At 70.4% G+C, this 17,868-nt stretch carries 20 protein-coding genes; 17 read left to right on the top strand and 3 right to left on the bottom strand.

All coding sequences use genetic code 11. The features are described from left to right. Window positions 1-9 precede the first annotated feature (9 nt). The gene (locus EV186_RS26820) at window positions 10-1,365 is read left to right on the top strand and encodes a DUF1501 domain-containing protein (RefSeq protein ID WP_133852234.1); all 1,356 of its coding nucleotides are present in this window, start codon (window positions 10-12) and stop codon (window positions 1,363-1,365) included. A 5-nt stretch (window positions 1,366-1,370) separates the two neighbouring features. Here EV186_RS26820 and EV186_RS26815 read toward each other — a convergent pair whose 3' ends face one another. Beyond that, the gene (locus tag EV186_RS26815; RefSeq protein ID WP_133852233.1) at window positions 1,371-2,072 is read right to left on the bottom strand and encodes a TetR/AcrR family transcriptional regulator; all 702 of its coding nucleotides are present in this window, start codon (window positions 2,070-2,072) and stop codon (window positions 1,371-1,373) included. A 129-nt stretch (window positions 2,073-2,201) separates the two neighbouring features. Between EV186_RS26815 and EV186_RS26810 the strand changes: the two genes are divergently transcribed. The 5 genes from EV186_RS26810 (at window position 2,202) to EV186_RS26795 (ending at window position 5,382) form a co-directional block, all read left to right on the top strand. Next, window positions 2,202-2,648 (top strand): nitroreductase family deazaflavin-dependent oxidoreductase, encoded by a 447-nt coding sequence (locus EV186_RS26810; protein ID WP_133852232.1) that lies wholly within the window; start codon window positions 2,202-2,204, stop codon window positions 2,646-2,648. Between the two features lie 20 nt (window positions 2,649-2,668). Further along, window positions 2,669-3,301, top strand: a complete 633-nt coding sequence (locus EV186_RS39075) for a hypothetical protein (RefSeq protein ID WP_166659348.1) — start codon at window positions 2,669-2,671, stop codon at window positions 3,299-3,301. Then, complete coding sequence (locus EV186_RS39070; RefSeq protein WP_166659347.1) at window positions 3,298-3,912, top strand: Fic family protein; 615 nt, start codon at window positions 3,298-3,300, stop codon at window positions 3,910-3,912. The genes EV186_RS39075 and EV186_RS39070 overlap by 4 nt, the downstream gene beginning before the upstream one ends. 116 nt (window positions 3,913-4,028) lie before the next feature. Continuing rightward, window positions 4,029-4,586 carry a cysteine hydrolase family protein gene (locus EV186_RS26800; RefSeq protein ID WP_133852230.1) on the top strand — a complete coding sequence of 186 codons (558 nt, stop codon included), beginning with the start codon at window positions 4,029-4,031 and terminating at the stop codon, window positions 4,584-4,586. Between the two features lie 25 nt (window positions 4,587-4,611). After that, a complete protein-coding gene (locus tag EV186_RS26795; protein ID WP_133852229.1) occupies window positions 4,612-5,382 on the top strand; it encodes an alpha/beta fold hydrolase in 771 nt (256 codons plus the stop codon). Here the strand turns inward: EV186_RS26795 and EV186_RS26790 are convergent. Both EV186_RS26790 and EV186_RS26785 read right to left on the bottom strand, forming a co-directional pair. Next, window positions 5,351-5,683 carry a muconolactone Delta-isomerase gene (locus EV186_RS26790; protein WP_133852228.1) on the bottom strand — a complete coding sequence of 111 codons (333 nt, stop codon included), beginning with the start codon at window positions 5,681-5,683 and terminating at the stop codon, window positions 5,351-5,353. The genes EV186_RS26795 and EV186_RS26790 overlap by 32 nt on opposite strands. 22 nt (window positions 5,684-5,705) lie before the next feature. After that, window positions 5,706-6,407 (bottom strand): alpha/beta fold hydrolase, encoded by a 702-nt coding sequence (locus tag EV186_RS26785; protein ID WP_133852227.1) that lies wholly within the window; start codon window positions 6,405-6,407, stop codon window positions 5,706-5,708. 96 nt (window positions 6,408-6,503) lie between these two features. Here EV186_RS26785 and EV186_RS26780 point away from each other — a divergent pair, with 96 nt between their 5' ends. From EV186_RS26780 to EV186_RS26735, 11 genes are all read left to right on the top strand, one after another. Then, complete coding sequence (locus tag EV186_RS26780; protein ID WP_133852226.1) at window positions 6,504-7,637, top strand: zinc-dependent alcohol dehydrogenase; 1,134 nt, start codon at window positions 6,504-6,506, stop codon at window positions 7,635-7,637. Between the two features lie 4 nt (window positions 7,638-7,641). Then, window positions 7,642-8,922, top strand: a complete 1,281-nt coding sequence (locus tag EV186_RS26775; protein ID WP_166659346.1) for a Rieske 2Fe-2S domain-containing protein — start codon at window positions 7,642-7,644, stop codon at window positions 8,920-8,922. Between the two features lie 31 nt (window positions 8,923-8,953). Next, a complete protein-coding gene (locus EV186_RS26770; protein ID WP_133852224.1) occupies window positions 8,954-9,139 on the top strand; it encodes a hypothetical protein in 186 nt (61 codons plus the stop codon). After that, entirely contained in the window at window positions 9,136-10,122 is a 987-nt protein-coding gene (locus EV186_RS40200) for a type 2 periplasmic-binding domain-containing protein (RefSeq protein WP_243754301.1), read from the top strand. Before EV186_RS26770 ends, EV186_RS40200 begins: the two co-directional genes overlap by 4 nt. 49 nt (window positions 10,123-10,171) lie before the next feature. Beyond that, window positions 10,172-10,867, top strand: a complete 696-nt coding sequence (locus EV186_RS26765) for a PIG-L deacetylase family protein (RefSeq protein WP_243754300.1) — start codon at window positions 10,172-10,174, stop codon at window positions 10,865-10,867. A 5-nt stretch (window positions 10,868-10,872) separates the two neighbouring features. Further along, window positions 10,873-11,598, top strand: coding sequence for a 4-carboxy-4-hydroxy-2-oxoadipate aldolase/oxaloacetate decarboxylase (locus EV186_RS26760; protein ID WP_133852222.1), 726 nt, complete (start codon window positions 10,873-10,875; stop codon window positions 11,596-11,598). Then, on the top strand, window positions 11,591-12,733 hold the full coding sequence (locus EV186_RS26755; protein WP_166659345.1) for a DODA-type extradiol aromatic ring-opening family dioxygenase: 1,143 nt from the start codon (window positions 11,591-11,593) through the stop codon (window positions 12,731-12,733). The genes EV186_RS26760 and EV186_RS26755 overlap by 8 nt, the downstream gene beginning before the upstream one ends. Further along, complete coding sequence (locus EV186_RS26750) at window positions 12,730-13,734, top strand: PDR/VanB family oxidoreductase (protein WP_133852220.1); 1,005 nt, start codon at window positions 12,730-12,732, stop codon at window positions 13,732-13,734. The genes EV186_RS26755 and EV186_RS26750 overlap by 4 nt, the downstream gene beginning before the upstream one ends. Window positions 13,735-13,834: 100 nt before the next feature. Continuing rightward, on the top strand, window positions 13,835-14,947 hold the full coding sequence (locus EV186_RS26745) for an ABC transporter substrate-binding protein (RefSeq protein WP_133852219.1): 1,113 nt from the start codon (window positions 13,835-13,837) through the stop codon (window positions 14,945-14,947). 62 nt (window positions 14,948-15,009) lie between these two features. Then, entirely contained in the window at window positions 15,010-16,701 is a 1,692-nt protein-coding gene (locus EV186_RS26740) for an ABC transporter permease (protein WP_208115809.1), read from the top strand. Window positions 16,702-16,725: 24 nt separating this feature from the next. Beyond that, on the top strand, window positions 16,726-17,865 hold the full coding sequence (locus EV186_RS26735) for an ABC transporter ATP-binding protein (protein ID WP_133852217.1): 1,140 nt from the start codon (window positions 16,726-16,728) through the stop codon (window positions 17,863-17,865). The last annotated feature ends 3 nt before the right edge of the window (window positions 17,866-17,868 follow it).

Here is a 17,868-nt window from a genome sequence, read left to right as displayed (position 1 = left end):
GGTTGCCCGATGCCTGACACCCCGCAAGGCCTGCACCCGGACTGCCCGGACTTGCGGCGCCTCGGCCCGAACCGCGCGGAGGCCACCCTGCGTGCGACCGCCGCACGCATGCGCCACGACGAGGAGCGCCGATCGGAACTGTGGAGCCGCGGCTTCACCCGCCGCCGGGCGCTGGCCGGGGCCGGCATGGTCGGCGTGGCCGCGTTCGGCGCGCAACTGGTCACCACGCGGGTGTCGTTCGGCGACCCGGCGTCCACCGGCGGCACGCTGGTCGTGGTGTTCCTGCGTGGTGGGATGGACGGGCTCTCGGTGCTCGTGCCCGCCGACGACCCGCACCTGAAGCAGGCGCGGCCGAACATCGCCGTGCCCGGTGGTGCGCTGATCCCGCTCACCCGCGGATTCGGCTTGCACCCGGCCCTCGAACCGATGCGCAAGCACTGGAAGAACGGCACGTTCAGCGCCGTGCCCGCACTGTCCACACCGGACCTGTCGCGCAGCCACTTCCAGGCGCAGGACTGCCTCGAACGCGGGGGCGCGTCCACGTCGGCGGCGGCGACCGGGTGGCTGGACCGCGTGCTGGCCCAGCTGGGCCCCGGCACCACGTTCCGGGCCGTGGGCGAGGCCAGCACCTTGCCGCGCGCGCTGGTCGGGACCGGGGGAGAGCTGGCCCTGCGTGGCATCGACACGTTCAAGCTGGCCGGCTGGGACGGCGTGCACGACCGGACCGTGCAAGCACTGTCCACCTTGTACACCGGGTTCGACCACCCCCTTGCCGGGCAGGCGAAGAACACCCTGCAGGCGCTCGCCACCGCGGAGAAGCTGTCGCACGCCCAGTACCAGGCGTCGGTGCCGTACCCGGACGACGACTTCGCCAAGTCGCTGGCCGACGTCGCCCGCCTGATCAAGAGCAAGGTCGGCCTGCGGGTGGCCTGCGTCGACCTCGGCGGCTGGGACATGCACACCAACCTCGGCAAGGTCGACGCGGGCGACATGACCAGCATGCTCACCCGGCTCGGCAAGGCGTTGGACGCCTTCGCCACGGACCTCGGTCCCGCCCTGAACGACACGACGCTGGTCACGATGACCGAGTTCGGCCGGCGCGTCGAGGAGAACGGCAACACCGGCCTCGACCACGGGCACGGCGCGGTCGCCCTGCTGCTGGGTGGCGGCCTCAAGGCACAGAACATCGCCGGTGACTGGGCCGGGCTCGCGCCCGACGTGCTCGACAACGGCGACGTGCCGGGCAGCAACGACTACCGAGACCTGCTGGGCGAGCTGGTGACCAAGCGCCTCGGGCTTGGCGCGGACGGCCTGCGCACGATCTTCCCCGGCCACGACTACGCGGCGCTGGGGGCGATGCGGTAACGGCGTCAGGCCGGCAACCCGACGAAGTCGGCCATCGACTCCACGCAGTGGTCGAAGAACGGCTTGCTGGGGTCCACGCTGCCGACGAGCTGGCCGAACAGCTCGAAGCTGATCATCCCGAACAGCTGCGTCCAGGCCAGGATCGCGCGCGTGACGGCATCGGCGGGCAGGTCCGTCCCGGTCGCCTCGGCCACGGCCTCGACCTGGGCTTTCAGCGTCAGGCTCAAGGCCGGACCGGCGAACGCGGGCGTGAGCTGACCGTCGTGGTGGGCGCCGCGCAGCGCGTCGAGGAGCACGAGCGGCACCCGCGCGGCCGGTGCGACGGTGTCCTGGGGGGCGGCGTAGCCGGGCACCGGTGACCCGTAGATCAACGCGTACTCCTGGCGGTGCTCCAGCGCCCACTCGCGGGCCGCCGTGCAGCAGGCGCGCCAGCGCAGCCGCGGCTTGCGGTGGGCCTTGCCTGCTTGTTCGACGGCGTCGCCGAGGTCGGTGCAGGCGTCGATGATGAGCGCGGTCAGCAGGTCGTCGCGGCTGGGGAAGTAGCGGTAGATGGCCGAGGAGACCATGCCCAGCTCGCGGGCGATCGCGCGCAGCGAGAGGCCGCCGGCGCCGTGCTCGGCGAGTTGGATGCGGGCCTGGGCCTTGATTTCGCTGGTCAGCTCGGCGCGGGCGCGTTCACGGGCGGTCAGGCTGCGGCTGGGCGGCATGGCGCAAGTGTCGCACATCTTCGGGATCGGTGCACAAATTAGAGAGCACCGCTCTTGCGTTGTGCTCGATCATGGTGTTCACTGGTCCACAACGAGAGCAGTGCTCACACTTTGCACCCGGAGGATCCGATGACCGACCGTTACCTGAAGCCCGCCAAGCCGACCAACACCTTCAACACCATCGTCGCGGCGCTGACCCGCCGGGGCATCAGCGTGCTGGGCAGCCGGATCCTCGGCGTGCGCGGCCGCAAGTCCGGCGAGCTGCGCACCACCCCGGTGAACCTCCTGACCGTCGACGGCGAGCGCTACCTGGTCGCGCCGCGCGGGCACACGCAGTGGGTGCGCAACCTGCGGGCCGCGGGGGAGGGCACGCTGCGCGTGGGCCGCCGGACCGAGACCTTCCGCCCGACCGAACTCGCCGATGCCGACAAGCCGGAGATCCTGCGCGCGTACCTGCGCCGCTGGTGGTTCGAGGTCGGCGCCTTCTTCGGCCCGGGCATCAACGCCAAGGTCCCCGACGAGAAGCTGCTGGAGATCGCCCCCGGCTTCCCGGTCTTCCGCATCACCACCGCGTAGCCGGGTGGAAGACTGCGCGGGTGCTTTATCCGTACAACTTGACGTGGGCCGAGGCCGATCCGGCCACGCACCCCTTCGACGCGGCCGGTGTGGAAGGCGTGGTGCGTGCGTTCCACAGCGCCATGCCCAAGGACCGCTTCGAGGACAAGGTCGCCTGGTGCGATGAGCTGACCGAAGCCCTGGCCACCCGCTACGGGCCGTGGGCCTCGGGCTGGCGGTGGGCGCGCGACGAGGGCGACCTCGGCGGCGGCCCGGTCTCGGCGTGGTGTTGCCCTCGGGACTCGATGAAGTCGCCCGACCAGGCGCTGCGGTCGGCTGCGTCGGCGTTGTGCGAGTGGCGGGCCTGGCTGGAGCGCCTGGCCGCCCGGTTCGACGAGCACCCGCTCCCGGCGACCGATCCCGTTGCGCGGCACCGGGTCTGGCGACGGGCGGCGATCGAGCTGATCGCGATGGTCGTCGACCAGACGGGCGCGGGGGATGCCTGGTATGCGCACTGCCAGCAGGTGCTGAGCTGGTACCTCGCGCGGTGGGACGTGCCGGACAAGACCGCGCGCAAGGCGGTGGGCAAGGCGATCGGCGGCCGGTTCGAGAGCTGGGTGGGACCGCCGGAGGACGTGGTGACCGAGGTCGTCGAGCGGCTGCGATTGGCGTGACCGACCACCTCTCCGCCTGGCTGGCGGTGCGGGACTCCGTTGCGTGGCAGGACTTCCCGGCCGACGACGCTCCGGTCGAGCCACGACGCGACGGCGCCGCGCACGACATCGAGACCTTCGACCGCCCGCGCGACCCGGCACGCGCCGATCGGCTGCTGACCGCCCTCGCGCTGGTTCGTGCGACTCGCGGGCCGCTGACCGTCGAGCGGCTGAGCGCGTGGCAGAGCCTGGTGCTCGGCTCGAGCCGGGCGCCGTTCCGGGGTGGTCCGGCCTACGCCAAATCCGGCGCCGAGCGCTACGACGGTGGACCCGAGGCGCCCGACCGGTTCCGGGCGTGCCTGGCCGAAAGCGCCGAGCCGGGCGTGGCCGTCGCCGCCAGGGCGGCGCGGGTCTACCTGGACGTGTGCTTCTTCCACCCGTTCGCCGACGGCAACGCCCGCTCGGCGTTCCTGGCGTGGGTGTTCGTGCTGGCCGCCGCGGGGATCGCGGTCGACGCGGTCGGCCCGGTCCGCCGCCCGCTCTGGTACGCCGACGACCCCGCCGACGCGATGGCCCTCACCCGCGTGACGGCGACCCTGATCGCCGCGACGCGAAGGCGGGCCGTTGGATGAGGGTGCTGGTTCGTCTCAACGCCTTCGACCACATGGCCGGCGCACGCTAGGTCCTCGACATCGGGTGCGGCACAGGCAAGCTCGTCTGGGAGGCCTGACGGCGCTACGTTGGCGCCATGGAGGCCTTGATCATCGGGGACGTGCAGGTCGGGATCGTCGGGTTCATCCCAGCTGCTGAAGGTGTGTTGCCGCCCTTGGCCGCGGCGGTGGCGGCCGCGCGGGCCAAGGGCGTGCCCGTGATCTACGTGCGGGTCGCGTTGCGGGCGGACCGGGCCGAGGTGCCCGCGCGCAACCCGGTCGCCACCTGGATGTTCGAGCAGGGCGACCTGCTCCAGGAGTCCTCGCCCCAGACGGCCGTCCACCCCGCCATCGCGCCGCAGCCCGGCGAGCCGGTGCTGACCAAACGGCGCGGCAGCGCGTTCCACGGCACCGACCTCGACGGCATCCTGCGCGCCCGCGGGATCACCGGCGTGACCCTCGCGGGCATCGCCACCAGCGGCGTCGTACTCGCGACGGTGATCGACGCCGTCGAGCGCGACTACGCGATCACGGTCCTGCGCGACGGTTGCGTCGACGCCGAGACCGACGTCCACGAGTTCCTGCTGGACCGGATCTTCCCGGGTCGCGGGGCGCGGGTGGTGACCGCCGAGCAGTGGATCGACGGGCTCGGCTGACCCGGAGCCGGTATCCTCGGGAACCATGTCCGAGCTGCCGGTGCACCGATTCCCCGGCCGCGACGGCGTCGAGCTCGCCTACCGCGAAGTCGGGCACGGCCGGCCCATCGTGCTGCTGCACGGCTTCGCGACGAGCGGGTCGCTCTGGCTCAACCCCGGCCCCGCGGCCACCATCGCGGCCCTCGGCTACCGGCTCATCCTCCCGGACCTGCGCGGACACGGGGACAGCGCGCACCCCCGGGACGCCGCGTCCTACCCGCCCGACGTCCTCGCCGACGACGGGCTTGCCCTCGTCGACTGGCTCGGCCTGGACGACTACGACCTCGGCGGCTACTCGCTGGGCGGCCGGATCGCGCTGCGCATGCTGGCCCGCGGTGCCCGTCCGATCCGCGCGATCGTTGCCGCTCAAGGGTTTTCCGCGATCACCCGCCCGCTCAGCCCGAACAACCTGTACCGCCGGGTGCTAATGGGGATGCTCAACGGCGAGACGTTCGACCGCGGCACACCGGAGGCGGAGCAGGCCTTCTGGTTCGGTCAGGGCACCGTCGACCCGCAGGCGCTGCTGCACGTCCTGGACGCGCAAGTACCGACGCCCGCGGCCGAGCTGCCCCGGATCACGACCCCGGTCCTGGTCGCGGTCGGCGACCAGGACCAAGGCCATGCTTCGGCGTCGGAGCTGGCCGAAGCGTTGCCCAACGGGGAGTTCGTCCGCGTGCCGGGCAACCACTTCACCGCGATGACGAGCCCCGAGTTCGCGGCCGCGGTCACCTACTTCCTCGGCTCCCGTTCCCGCTAGCGGGCACCGCCGCTGCCACGTCGGTGGTCATCTCCTGCGGGTGGGTGGCCAGCGCCTCGACTTCCACGGTGAGGTAAGGGAAGAGCGGCAGCGACGTGAGCACGTCGTGCAGGTGCGTCGCGTCCTTGGTCTCGTAGAGGCCGAGCGTCCCCTGCTTTCCGGGCAGGCGCCACAACCGCTTGAGGATGCCGTCGGCGCGCAACGCCATCGCCAGCGTCCGTTCCTGCCCACGCAGGTCGAGGATGTCCTGCGCCGAGAGGCCCGGCGGGAAGCTGGTGGTCGAGCGGACCAGGAACTCCATGAAAGTGATCTCTCTTCCGTTGTCAGGCGGCGAGGCCGTGCAGCACGTCCGCGAGCTCGGCCGGCGCGGTGACCATGGCCTCGTGCCCGGTGAGCAGTTCGTGGACGTCGTAGCCACGCTCCTTGGCGCGCTGGGCGTACGGGGCGAAGACGGCCATCCAGTCGGTGCAGTCCACATAGGACGCTGGCAGGTCACCGGGTAGCGCGGCGCTCACCGGGTCCACATAGGTCTTCCACGGGTGCGGGGACAGCCGCGGGGTCAGCCAGTCCAGGTCGGACTGCTCGGTCACGCCGAGCACCTGCAGGGACCGCGGCGGGATGAGCCAGCCGAAGCCGGGGCCGGCCACCGACTCGCGGTAGTGCGCGGCGACCTCGTCGGGGAGCAGGTCGATCGCGCGCTCACCGGTGTCGGCCACGAACGCGTCGAGGTAGACCGCCCGGCCGATGCGCGAGCGGCTGCGCGCCGCCACCTCGGTGACGACCTGCCCGCCGTAGCTGTGCCCGACCAGCACGACGTCGGTGAGGTCCCACGCCTCGATCAGGCCGCGGACGTCTTGCGCGTGGGTGTCGAGGCCGACGTCGGGGGAGAGCAGGTGGCGGCGGTCGCTGACGCCGCTGAGGGTGGGCGCGAAGACGCGGTGCCCGTGGCGTTGCAGCCCCGAAACCACCCGCTGCCAGCACCAACCCCCGTGCCAAGCCCCGTGAACCAGTACGTAGGTACTCATCCGGCCCCTTCTGAGATACGTCCCACATCATGCATTGCGCTACAGGATTGTTAACAATAAGGTACAGCCATCTCAGCTGGAGGGGAAGGACAACCAGTGCCGAACGAGCGCCTGACCCGGGCCGCGGTGACCACCGGGCGTCGCACCGTCGAGTTCTGCGAGCTGCCGGTGCCCGACCTGGGGGAGGGCGACGGACTGCTCGCCGTCGAGGCCGTCGGGATCTGCGGGTCGGACGTCGTGTCCTTCGACCGCGCCGACGAGCCGGTGCGCGTCATGGGCCACGAGACCGTCGGCCGGATCGCGGAGGCCACGCCGTCGGCGATGTCCCGCTGGGGCGCGCGACCCGGTGACCGCGTGCTGCTGGAGGAGTACCTGCCGTGTGGGCACTGCCGGTTCTGCCGCTCGGCGGAGTTCCGGTTCTGCCTGGAGTCCGATCCGGCCGCCACCCCGGGCGCGTTGCGTTATGGCACAACGGGTCTGGCCGTCGCGCCCGGCCTGTGGGGCGGGTTCAGCGAACTGCAGTACCTGCACCCGCGCACGGTCCTGCACCACGTCCCCGAGTCGCTGCCGGCAGACGTGGCGACCATGGCCTTGCCGGTGGCCAATGGCTACGAGTGGGCCTACCGCAGCGGGGGTGTGGGGCCTGGGTCGGCAGTCGTGGTCATCGGCCCGGGCCAGCAGGGCCTCGGCTGCGTGCTGGCCGCGCGGATCGCGGGCGCGTCGGTGATCGTCGCGGTCGGACTCGAACGCGACGGCGCCCGGCTGGCGGCCGCCAAGTCGCTGGGGGCCACGCACACGATCGTCAGTGGGCCGGACCTCGTCGAGCAGGTGCTGGCCGCGACCGGCGGTGAGGGTGCGGACGTCGTGGTCAACACCGCGTCGGGCAAGAGCGCCGTCTTCAACGACGCGGTCGCCATGCTCCGCAAGTCCGGCCGCCTCGTGCTGCCGGTGCGCGAGAAGCTCCGGCAGGACGGCGTCGACCTCGGCGCCGTGGGGCGCAAGTGCCTGATCGTGATCGGCATGCGCGGCCACAGCTTCGCCGCCGTCGAGTCCGCGATCGCCATCCTGCAGGACAACCTGGAGCTCGTCCGTCCACTCGCGACGATGACCGTCCCGCTCGAGCGGGTGGCCGACGCGATCCTGTCCACCGGCGGTACCGGGCCGATACCCGATGTCATCCACGCGACCGTCGCCGTCGCGCCGGCCGACCAGTCCACTTCGGAGGCATGAGCGAATGCGCATCACGAAGGAACAGAACGAACGGCTCACCCGGGTCGAGGGGGACGCCCCGATGGGTCAGGTCTTCCGCCGGTACTGGATCCCGGCGCTGCTCGCCGAGGAGGTTCCCGAGCCGGACTGCCCACCGGTGCGGGTGCGGCTGCTCGGCGAGGACCTGGTGGCGTTCCGCGACTCCAACGGCGAGGTGGGCCTGCTCGACGCCTACTGCTCGCACCGGCGCGCGCCGCTGTTCTTCGGGCGCAACGAGGAATGCGGCCTGCGGTGCGTCTACCACGGGTGGAAGTTCGACGTGAACGGCAACTGCCTGGACACGCCGTCGGAGGAGCCCGGCACGCGGCTGCGGTTCCGCGCGGGCATCAAGGCCTACCCGGTGTTCGAGGCCGGCGGGATCATCTGGACCTACATGGGCCCGGTCGACACCATGCCCGAGCCGCCGGACTACGAGTGGTTGCGTGCGCCCGCGACCCACCGCGGTGTGTCGAAGACCAACGAGGCGTGCAACTTCCTGCAGGCCATCGAGGGGGGCATCGACACGGCGCACTCGTCGTTCGCGCACAACAACGACCTGTCCAACACCAAGTCGCTGCGTGCGCTCGACCGGCACCCGAAGCTCGAGGTGGAACTGCAGCCGCACGGCTTCACCTACGCGAGCCTGCGGCGCATCGGCGGCGGGCGCAAGTACCTGCGCGTCTACCAGTTCGCCATGCCGTTCATGCAGATCCGCAGCGTGCTGCTGAGCTGGCACGGGCAGGGCGAGGACGCCGAGTACCCCGCGCTGCACGGCCACATCTGGGTGCCGATCGACGACGTCACCACCGCGATCTACAACTTCGCCTACTCCGCGCGGCCCGAGCAGCCGATGCCGCCCAACTGGTTCGCCGAGCACGAGGTCGAGATGGGCCGCGGCCCCCAGGACTTCAAGCCCGGCACCTACTGGCTGGTCCGCGAGCCGGCCAACGACTTCATGATCGACCGGGAAGTCCAGCGGACCAGGACGTTCACCGGCATCGAGGGCGTGAACACCCAGGACTTCGCGATCCAGACCGGGATGGGCGCGATCGTCGACCGCAGCAAGGAAGCGCTGGGCAGCACGGATCTCGCCATCTCCACGGCCCGCAAGCTGCTGCTGGAGGCGACCGACCGGGCCGAGCGCGGCGAGCCGATGCTCGGCGCCGCGCCCGAGGACCACCGCAACACCCGCGCCGCCGACCTGCTCATCGCCGAGGGCGACGCGTGGCGCGAGGTGTCCAAGGACCTCCAGTCCGCTTGGTACTGAGCAGCGCCTGATCCAGGTTTGGGAGCCGACGATGACCTACAAGATCGTGACCGTCCGGGCCACCGGGCTCACCCCCGAGGCCGTGTCCGAGGAGCTGGAGCGCGAGCTCAACACCGCCGTCGCGGACGGCTGGGACCTCGACCGGATCCAGCCGATCATCTACAACTCCTCCACGACCGGCTACTTGCTGCTGATCCTGCGCAAGGACGCGGCATGACCCACCGGATCGCCATCGGCCTCACGCCCAACGCCTTCACCCGGCCCGTGCTCGACGGGCGTGTGCGGATCGCGGGGGTCGAGACGACGGCCTTGGCGTTGCACCCGTCCGAGCTCTTCTGGCGGCAGTTGCACTTCGCCGAGTTCGACGTCTTCGAGGCCTCGATGTCGACGTGCTTGCGGTTGGCCTCCCTGGGGGACAAGCGGTTCGTCGCGCTGCCGATCTTCACCACCCGCACGCTGTGCCACCTCGGCATCGTGGTCGGCCACGGCATCAAGTCCCCGGAAGACCTGCGCGGGCAGAAGATCGGCGTCCCGGAGTACCAGCAGACCTCCGCGGTGTGGAGCCGCGGCGTGCTGCAGCACGACTTCGGCGTCGCGCCGTCGGACGTCCACTGGGTGATGGAACGCGGTACCGCGCAGAGCCACGGTGCGGCCACGGACTTCCAGCCACCACAAGGCGTTCGGGTCGACGTCATGTCCCCTGAGGACAGCATCGGCTCGATGCTCGCCGAGGGCCGCCTCTCCGGGTCGCTGCTGTACTTGTCGGAGAAGAACCTCGTCGACCGCTCGCCCGAGCGCAGCGAGGCCGAACTGCGGGTGCACCGGCTCTTCGACGCCGAGACCGAGCGAGCGCGGTACCTCGCGAGCGGGACCGGCCTGCACGCGACGCACTGCGTGGCGATCCGCCGCGAACTCGCCGAGGAGCTGCCTTGGCTGGCGCTCAACGTCTTCAGCGCGTTCACCGAGGCCAAGACCGCCGTCCTGGCCGATGCTGCCGCCGCCTTCGAACCCTGGCGGCTCCTGGCGCCGGACACCGTCGCGGCCGCGAGCGGGCTCGCCGCGGCCGACCCGGTGCCCTACGGCGTCGCCGCCAACCGGCCGATGCTCGATCGGCTCTTCCAGTACGTCGTGGAGCAGGGCATCGCCGTGCGCGAGGTGGCCCTCGCCGACGTGTTCGCCCCGCAAACCCTTGACCTGTAGAGCAACCGAACGGATATCCACTGTGGAAGCAAGCAAGAGCGTTCTCGTGGTGAGCGCCCATTCGGCGGACTTCGTGTGGCGTGCGGGCGGCGCGATCGCGTTGAGCGCCAAGGCCGGGCACCCGGTGCACGTCGTCTGCCTGAGCTACGGCGAGCGCGGCGAGTCGCAGGGGCTGTGGCGCAAGGAAGGCATGACCATCGAGAAGGTCAAGCAGGCCCGCGAGGACGAGGCCCGCCAGGCCGCCGACATCCTGGGCGCCGAGATCACCTTCTACGACATGGGCGACTACCCGCTGACGCCCGACCGCGCGGCGGCCGACCGGCTGGTCGAGGACATGCGCCGCGTCCAGCCGGGCGTGATCCTCACCCACGTCGAACGCGACCCGTACAACCTGGACCACTGCTTCGCCCACGAGCTGGCGTTGCGCTGCCGGATGGTGGCGCAGGCCGCGGGCCACCCGTCCGCGCACCCGCCGATTGGCGCGCCGCAGGTGCTCTGCTTCGAGCCGCACCAGCCCGAGCAGTGCCACTTCAAGCCCGACCTGCTGCTCGACATCACCGAGGTGTTCGACCTCAAGCGCGCGGCGATGGCGGCGATGGGTGGCGCGCAGGGCCACCTCGTCGACTACTACACCGATCTCGGCACCCGGCGCGGCGTGCAGTACAGGCGCAACGGCGGCGTGGGCGCCGAGCACGCGGAGGCCTACGAGTCGATCTTCCCGACCGTGGCGACGGCGATCGTATGACCCACATGAATCATGTCGTCGTCCGCTCCGATCGCGGGCCCACCCCGGAACAGCTCGAGAAGGCGGCGCGCTGCGGCGTCGCGACCGTCCACGAGGCGCAAGGTCGTCGTGGGCTGACGAAGCCGTACCTGCGGCCGATCTACCACGGTCCCGCCGTGGCCGGGCGGGCCGTCACGGTGCTCTGCCACCCCGGCGACAACCTGATGATCCACGCCGCCGTCGAGCAGTGCCGCCCCGGCGACCTGCTGGTGGTGACCACGGTGTCCGAATCGACCGACGGCATGTTCGGTGAGCTGCTCGCGACGTCGTTGCGGGCCAGGGGAGTGGTCGGCCTGGTCATCGACGCCGGGGTGCGGGACGTCGCGGAGCTGACCGAGCTGCGCTTCCCGGTGTGGTCCAAGGCCGTGTCGGCGCAGGGCACGGTGAAGGCCACCCCGGGTTCGGTGAACGTCCCCGTGGTCGCCGCGGGGGCGCTGGTCAACCCGGGCGATCTCGTCGTGGCCGATGACGACGGCGTCGTGGTCGTTCCGCTGGACCAGGTCGAGGACGTGCTCGCCGCCGCCCAGCACCGCCTGGAGCGCGAGACCGAGAAGCGGGCCAGCCTCGCGTCCGGCGTCCTCGGGCTCGACCTCTACTCCCTGCGCGACCAGCTGGCCGACCTGGGCGTGACCTATGTGGACGCCGGCGAAATCACCGCAGCAGACTTCCCGACTGGAGGAAACCATGGCTGAGATCGTCGCCGCGGCGGCCGCCGTGCACGCCCCGCAGCTGCTGAGCCGGCCCAAGCACGAGGAACTCGACAAGCTCGACCGCAGCACCGACGCGCTCGTGGCGTTCGGCGCCGAGCTGGAGAAGGCGCGGCCGGACGCCGTGCTCGTCATCGGCCTGGACCACCTGGAGACGTTCTGGCTGGAGGCGGTTCCCACCTTCACGCTGGTGGTCTCGCAGGAGTGCGAGGCGCACTACATGGAACAGCAGATGCGCAAGCAGGTGCACACCGAGGTCGCCATCGACCTGCTCAAGAAGGTCATCGCCGACGGCTTTGACATCACCTACTCGCAGGAGGCCGTGCTCGGGCACGCCTTCCTGACGCCGTTCAAGTACATCCTCGGCAAGACCGACGCGCCGGTGATCCCGTTGCTGGTCAACACCTACCTGCCGCCGATCCCCAGTCCACGCCGCTGCTACGAGCTGGGCAAGGCCATCGGGCGCGCGCTGCAGACCCGCGACGAGCGGATCGCGGTCATCGCCAGCGGTGGCATGTCGCACTTCCCGGGCACGTCCCGGTACATGGCCCCGAACTACGAGTTCGACCGCTGGATCATCCAGGAAGCCGCGGCCGGCCGCTACGAGGACCTGCTCGACCTCACCCCGGTCAACCTCGACGAGGTCGGCGAGAGCGAGCTGCTCACGTGGTGCGTCCTGCTCGGCATCATCGGCCAGGTTCCCGGTCACCTGCTGTCGTACCAGGAGATGGCGCACCACGGTCAGGGCGTCATCCAGTTCCTGCCGCAGGTCGGCGGCGACAACGTGCACGAGGCCAGCAAGGAGACCTCGCTGCCGCGCCACGGCGGGTACGAGTTCACCAGCAACGACTACGTCTACTACAAGTTCCCCGAGCCGGAGACGTTGCCGCTCAACAAGTTCCTGCACCGGCTGATCGTCGAGGAGGACCTGCGCAACGACTACGCGCGCGACGCCGAGAAGGTCATCGCGGGCAGCGGCCTGGCCGAGCACTTCCAGAACGCGTTGCGCCAGCCCGGTTTCGACGCGCTGGTCGAGGCGGGCGCCCACCCGCTGCTCGCGTTGTCGTCGCGTCAGGTCGTCCGGCTCGCCGCCGATCGGCTGGCCGAGGCGGCCTCGTGACGGCGATCGACGGGGTAGTCGACGGGGCGGACGCCGGGGTGGCTGCCGAGACGGACGCCGGGGTGGTCGAGGTCGAGGTCGTCGAGCGCCGGGTCGTCGCGCAGGGCGTCCTGGAGGTCGAGCTGCGCCCGGTCGACGGCCGCCCGTGGCCCGACCACGGACCCGGCGCGCACGTCGATGTCTACCTGCCCAACGGCCTGATCCGGCAGTACTCCCTGCTGGCGGCGGCGAAGGCCGCGCCGACGGCGAAGATCGCGGTGCTCAAGACCGTGGACTCGCGTGGTGGGTCGCAGCTGGTGCACGAACGCCTGCGGCCGGGCCACCGGATCCTGGTCAGCGAGCCGAAGAACACCTTCGAGCTCGGCGCGGACGACGAGCACGCGGTGCTGGTCGCCGGCGGCATCGGCGTGACGCCGTTGCTGGCGATGGCCCGCGAACTGGCCGCGCGCGGCAGCAGCTTCGAGTTCCACTACCGCGTGCGCACCCCGGACCGGGTGGCCTTCGCCGACGAGCTGGCGGAACTGGTCCCGAACGGAGCGTTGCACATCGGTGCCGACTCCGACGGCGGCATCTTCGCGCCCGAGTCCGTGCTGCGGGCGGCCGGTCCGAACGCGACGGTCTACGTCTGTGGGCCCGAGCCGTTCATGGAGTTCGTGCGCAAGGGCGCCACCGCCGCCGGACTCGGCGCGGACGCGGTCCGGGTCGAGCACTTCAAGCACGACGCGGACACGGAAGGGCGGCCGTTCACGCTCACCGCCGCCCGCAGCGAGGTGACGGTGCAGGTCGGTCCGACCGACACCCCCGCGCAGGCCCTCGACCGTGCGGGCGTGTTCGTCCCGACGGCCTGCGAGCAAGGCGTCTGCGGCACGTGCAAGGTCCAGGTCCTCGCCGGGACCGCCGACCACCGCGACGTCGTGCTTACCGCGAGCGAACGGGCCGGTGGGCTGATCACCTTGTGCTGCAGCCGATCCACCACGGACCAGCTCGTCGTGGATCTATGATTGTAGGACAATTTAGTCAACTGAAACGCTAGCAATCGTGTCAGACATAACGTAGGGTCCGGTCAACGAAAAGCGGCTGGTACCGGAAAGAGGAGCAAAGATGCTCAAGAAGCCCATGGGGGGACTGGCCGGCCTCGTCGCCGCGGTCGGCATCGGCGCACTGCTGTCGGCATGCGGGTCGCCCGCCACGGCCAACACCCAAGCGGCCCAGGACGCGTACGCGAAGTACGCGTCGATGAAGGGGAAGACCCGCGAGGACGCACTTGTCGCCGCGGCCAAGTCCGAGGGCTCGGTCAGCCTCTACATCACGAACTCGGCGATCAAGCCGGAGATCGTCCCCGCCTTCGAGAAGAAGTACGGCATCAAGGTCACCATCTATCGGGCGACCACCGAACAGCTGCGCACGCGCATCCTGCAGGAGGCCGGCGCCCACCGGATCCAGAACGACGTCGTCGAGACCAAGGATTCGGAGATGGCGATCCTGGACCAGAAGGGCCTGATCGCGCCCTACCAGAGCGACATCACCGCGCAGGTCCCGGACGAGGCCAAGACCGACGACCTGGTCGGCGCCTACTACATCGCCACCCTGCCCATCCACAACACCAAGCAGGTCCAGCCGGGCGAGCTGCCCAAGGACATCGCGGGCTACGCCGACCCGAAGTGGAAGGGCAAGATCGCCGTCGACCAGGGTGACTTCAACTGGTACGAGGACCTCTACAACTACTACACGAAGCAGAAGGGCATGTCCGACGCGGACTTCGTCAAGATGATGAAGAGCGTCGCGGCCAACTTCCGGGTCGTCGACGGCCACGTCGCCAACACGCAACTGTTGCAGGCAGGCGACTTCCCGGTCTTCCTGTCCGACTTCCTGCACTACGTGCCCGCGAACGGCAACACCACGCTGTCCTTCGAGCAGCCGATGACGCCGGTGACGCTGCAGATCCTCGGCGCCAACCCGATGAAGGGCGCCGCCCACCCGGCCGCGGCCCTGCTCTTCTGCGACTTCTACCTGACCGAGGCGCAGAAGTACCTCAACGACGCGGGTTACATCCCGACCAACCCGTCGGCCATCCCGGGTTACACGCCGCGGCTGCCTGAGGGCACCACGTTCGTCTACGACGACTGGAAGACCCTTGCCTCGGACAAGGGCAACGCGTGGCAGCAGGCGTGGAGCAACCTGCTCAAGGGCCAGGACCCGGTGCTGCCGCAATGAGCACCACGCTCGCGGACCGCCCCGAACGCCCCGCTGAGACCGGTCCGGTCCGGTCTCAGCGGGTGACTCGCCGCCGCGCCGGGCGCTTCGAGGCCAAGCACATCGTGATCGCGGTGGTCGTGCTGCTGCTGGCCTACCTCGTGCTGGTGCCGCTGATCTTCCTGCTGTGGAAGACGTTCGTCGCCGACGACGGCACCGCGGGCCTGTCGGGCTTCGCGCACGCGTTCCCCGACAACGCCGACACGTGGGCGATGGTCGGGAACACGCTTGCCTTCGCCTTCGGCTCGATGGTCGTGTCCATGGTCATCGGTGGCGGGTTCGCCTACCTCGCCGAGCGCACCGACGTGCCGTTCCGCCGGCTGCTCAGCCTGGCCGCGCTGGTGCCGCTGATCATCCCGGCGATCCTGTACGCACCGGCATGGATCTTCCTGGGCAGCGCCAACATCGGGCTGATGAACAACGTCACCGGGTTCCTCTTCGGCATCAGGCCGTTCGACGTCTACTCGGTGTGGGGCATGATCTGGGTGCAGAGCCTGCACTCCGCGCCGATCGTGTTCCTGTTGCTGTCAGCGGCTTTCCGCGCCTCCGATCCGTCGATGGAGGAAGCCGGGCGCGTCGCGGGTCTCGGTGGCTGGCGGGTGCTGACCCGGATCACGCTGCCGATGGTGAAGCCCGCGCTCGCGGGTGCGGCGTTGATCGTGTTCATCCAGTCGCTGGAAGTCTTCGAGATCCCCACGTTCCTCGGGCTCCCGGCCGGCCACTACGTGCTGACGAGCCGGCTCTACTACCTGTACCAGCAATACCCGACCGACTACCAGGCCGTCGGTGCGATCGGCGTGGGCCTGCTGGTGATCGCCTGCCTCGGCGTGTGGCTGGCCGGGCGGGTCGGCGGCTCGCTGCGCGAATCGGGGACGATCAGCGGCAAGGCGTTCCGGCCGCGCCGCAAGAAGCTGGGCCGGGCCCGCCCGTGGGCCGGGTTGCTGGTATTGGGCTACTTCGTCCTGGCCGTCGCGCTGCCGTTGCTGATCCTGCTGTACTCGTCGTTGCTCAAGACGTACGAACAACCCGGCATCCACGCGCTCGGCGACCTGTCGCTGAACAACTACCGCACGCTGTTCAGCGACCCCGGGATCGTCGGCTCGTTCGAGAACACGATGATCGTCGCCGTGTGCGCGGCGACCGCGGCGATGGTGCTCGCCACGGTGGCCTCGTGGATCGTGGTCCGCACCGGCGGCGCGGGCCGCCGGTTCCTGGACGCGCTGACGTTCTCGCCGCTGGTGATCCCGGGTCTGGTCTTCGGTGTCGCGCTCGCGGTGGTGTACCTGCGGGTGTCGCTGCCGATCTACGGCACGCTCGTGATCCTGTTCATCGCGTACACGACCCGTTTCCTGCCTTATGGGATGCGGTATGCGAGCGCCGCGTTGTCCACGGTGTCGCGTGAGCTCGAGGAGTCCGCCCAGGTCGCGGGCGCGCGGTGGTTCACAACGATGCGCCGGGTGCTGCTCCCGCTGGCCGCCCCGGGCGTGATCGGCGGGTGGGTCTACATCCTCATCGTGAGCTTCCGGGAGCTGCAGAGCAGCATCCTGCTGTACACCCCGGGCAAGGAGGTCGTCTCGGTGACGATCTTCCAGCAGTACCAGGACGGCAACGCCACGCTCGTGTCCGCGATCGGCGTCGTGCTCGTCCTGCTGCTGACGGTCCTCGTCGTCGTCTCGCAGACCATCGCGGCCCGCCGCGGTGTCCGCGCCGAATAGCCCCGACTGCAAGGTGGTCGAACCATGCTCACCGTGACCGAAGTGGTCAAGAACTACGACCCCCAGTCCGTCCGGCGACTGCGCAAGCGCGGGGTGGACGTCGACACCACGCGTCCCGCGCTGGGCGGGGTGAGCCTGCGGGTCGAGGACGGGCAGTTCCACACGCTGCTCGGCCCGTCGGGGTGCGGCAAGACGACCCTGTTGCGGTCGGTGGCCGGCCTGGAGCACCCGGACGCCGGCGAGATCGAGCTGGGCGGCGACACGCTGTTCTCCGCCGCGCGCTCGGTCGACCTCTCGCCGGACCGGCGCGGGCTCGGCATGGTCTTCCAGTCCTACGCCATCTGGCCGCACATGTCGGTCAAGCAGAACGTCGCGTTCCCGATGCGGGCCGGCCGGGCCAAGCGCCCCAAGGCCGAGGTCGACAAGCTGGTGCTGGAAGCGCTGGAGTCGGTCGGGCTCGCCGACTACGTCGACCGGCCGGCGACCAAGCTCTCCGGTGGGCAACAGCAGCGGCTGGCGTTCGCGCGGGCCATGGTCGGCCGGCCGCGGCTGCTCCTGCTGGACGAGCCGCTCTCCAACCTCGACGCCCAGCTGCGTGCGTCCATGCGGCTGGAACTCAAGCGGCTGCAACGCGAACTCGGGCTCACGACGTTGTACGTCACCCACGACCAGGCCGAGGCGCTGGCCATGTCCGACGTGATCACGGTGATGAACGGCGGCCGGGTGATGCAGCAGGGCACGCCGCGCGAGGTCTACGACCGCCCGGCCAACCTGTTCGTCGCCCGATTCGTCGGATCACCGAACCTGTTGCCCGCCAAGGTGGACAGCGGCTCCGGGCGGCGCACGGTGCTCACGAGCGTGGGCCCGCTGGTGCTCGGCGAGGCGGTGCCCGCCGGGCTGGAGGAGGTCGCGGTGGTGCTGCGGCCGGAAGACCTCGAGCCACGCCTCGCCACCGGGGCCGCCGGCTCGCCGGGCACCAACGAGCTGACGGGAACCGTGGTCACCCAATCCTTCGAGGGGGAGTGCATCCGCCACATCGTGGCGATCGGCGATCAGCGACTGGAGTGCCGCTCGGGCCGGCACTGCGACGTGCGCCCCGGCGACGAGGTGGTCGTTTCCGTGCCCGGTCGTTCGTTGTCGGTTGTTGATGCGCAGGACGAATGAACG

The organism is Labedaea rhizosphaerae, from assembly GCF_004362825.1.
Lineage (GTDB): Bacteria > Actinomycetota > Actinomycetes > Mycobacteriales > Pseudonocardiaceae > Labedaea > Labedaea rhizosphaerae.
This window is presented reverse-complemented; position numbering and strand designations above follow the sequence as displayed.